Annotated in this window: 1 protein-coding gene and 1 pseudogene; both read right to left on the minus strand. The window is 54.1% G+C overall.

The window, feature by feature from the left end:
• A partial coding sequence (locus tag QWZ14_RS10900) for an SdrD B-like domain-containing protein (protein WP_290316682.1) occupies positions 1–1,099 on the minus strand: 1,099 nt, incomplete at its 3' end.
• 344 nt (positions 1,100–1,443) lie between these two features.
• Positions 1,444–2,109 (minus strand): annotated as a pseudogene (locus tag QWZ14_RS10905) (IS630 family transposase); the annotation flags it as partial.
• Between the last annotated feature and the right edge of the window lie 5 nt (positions 2,110–2,114).

Genomic DNA, 2,114 nt, shown 5'->3' on the forward strand with positions numbered 1-2,114 from the left:
TGCCATCGCCGTTGCTGTCGGTGAAGGCCAGGCCGCTGATGCTGGCGGGCCTTAAAAACCCAGCGTCAATGTTGGTAATCGTGTTATTCGCAGTTATATTTACGGTAACTGCGCCATTTGAGTTCGCGTCGCTATTAGTGCTGGCCGTACCGCCAGCATTCTGTGGACTGACACCGTATCCAGAAGTATCAAATTGCACAATGTAAGTGCCAGTCGGTACATCTAAAAAACTATATGCACCATTGGTATCTGTGGTGGTGGAGTAGTTGGTGGGCGCCCCATTTCTATCAAGTAAGACTACACTGATGTTGGAAAGGACACCGTCGCCACCATTACGAATTCCGTCCGAATTATTGTCGAGAAAGGCAAGCCCACTAACGCCTCCCACCGGCACACCGGCGGCCTTGGCTGTGACAGTGGTATCAAAATTATTGAATTTTCCTGGACCAAAATCCACGTAGTAATAGGCTAGGCCCGTGGCTTGGCTAAAATCGTACGACCCAACCTTAAATGTGATTGAACTTGCGGCAGCATAATCGACTTGAATCGTATATTTTGAATCTTGCGCGGATGCATTGACATTACTATTGCTGCGAAACTGGATTAGCCCGGTAGACGAATCGTAATTATAGGTGATGTTGCCGCCAGTGTTCATTCTCGCAGTGCTAAAAGTGGTAAATTGCTGGTATTGTTGAATGTCGATATCATAAGTGTTTTCACGCAGGTTCTGTAATGTCACCGCTGTGCCTTGAGGCGTAGCAGTGCTATAACTACCACTAGCGATAAAATCGATTTGGAAGGTTACGCCTGCGCCAGGAGCCGCCACACTGCTTGTATTGCCGTCAAGGCGCGGCGAGAAATACGCACCACCGCTTGGCTGATTGCCATCGCTGATATCAGTAGAGTCGTAGCTATTAAATGTGACCCGTGGGTCGATTGAGACAGTGCGAACTATAGCATCTACGGCCACGCCGCCTACGCTATAAACTGTGCTATAAACTACTACGTCACCGGTATGCGTGCCATCACCGACTTTAGCTTGAGCATTGTTAAACGTCAGTTGTCCATAGTTAACATTGATCAAAGCGGGATTTGCCATTTGGTGCCCTCGATCAAAGTGTATTACGCAGAGGTGCTAATTAAAATAGTCGCAAAATTTTGCACTGGTCGACTCTATGGTATTTAATACTTACCGGTTAACAAAAAATTAAATGTTGCGCTTAAACAATTTATATGATTACGAATGATATTTTCTATCGCCCTAATTATTTTGAAGATTATTTTTGCTTTATCGAAAAACTTTGATTGGCAGGATGCACCTAGTGTCCTGATTCCGTAGTTCCTCCGATTTGTTGGGAACGGAGGCAGAAGCGCTGGATGGCGGCGAGGATGTCGTTGGCCGACTTGGTCCAGCGGAAGGGCTTGGGTTCGGCGTTATGGGCGTCGATGAAGGCGCGGATGGCNGTGCTTTGGGTAGCAGCGGCCGATGACGGCGCCTGTGGCGACATCGAGTGCGGCAAACAGGCTCGTGGTGCCGTGGCGGGTGTAGTCGTGCGTGCGGCGCTCGGCCTGGCCGGGGCGCATCGGCAACAGCGGCTGGGTGCGGTCGAGCGCCTGGATCTGGGATTTCTCGTCCACGCAGAGCACCAAGGCGCGCTCGGGCGGGCTCATGTACAGCCCGACGATGTCGCGCACCTTCTCGACAAAGAGCGGGTCGGTGGAGAGCTTGAAGGTCTCGCTGCGGTGCGGCTGCAGCCCGAATGCCCGCCAGATCCGGTGGATAGTGGACGGCGCGTAGCCAACCGCCCGGGCCATCGAGCGCAACGACCAATGCGTGGCCCCGGCCGGTGGCATCTCCAGCGTCCGGCGAATGGTATCGGCGATCGCGTCATCGCCGATCCTGCGGGGCGTGCCGGGCCTCGGCTCGTCCAACAGCCCATTCAGCCGATGCTCGGCAAAGCGGCGGCGCCACTTGCCCACCGTGTTCGCGTCCGCGTCGACCTCGGCGCAGATCACCTTGTTCTCCAGCCCTGCCGCCGCAGCCAGCACGATCCGGGCCCGCCGTGCCATCGCCTGGCCCGTCTTGCGAGCCCGCGCCAGTGACTCCAACTCGC

It is taken from the genome of Paeniroseomonas aquatica (assembly GCF_030409335.1).
Classification (GTDB): Bacteria; Pseudomonadota; Alphaproteobacteria; order Acetobacterales; family Acetobacteraceae; genus Belnapia; species Belnapia aquatica.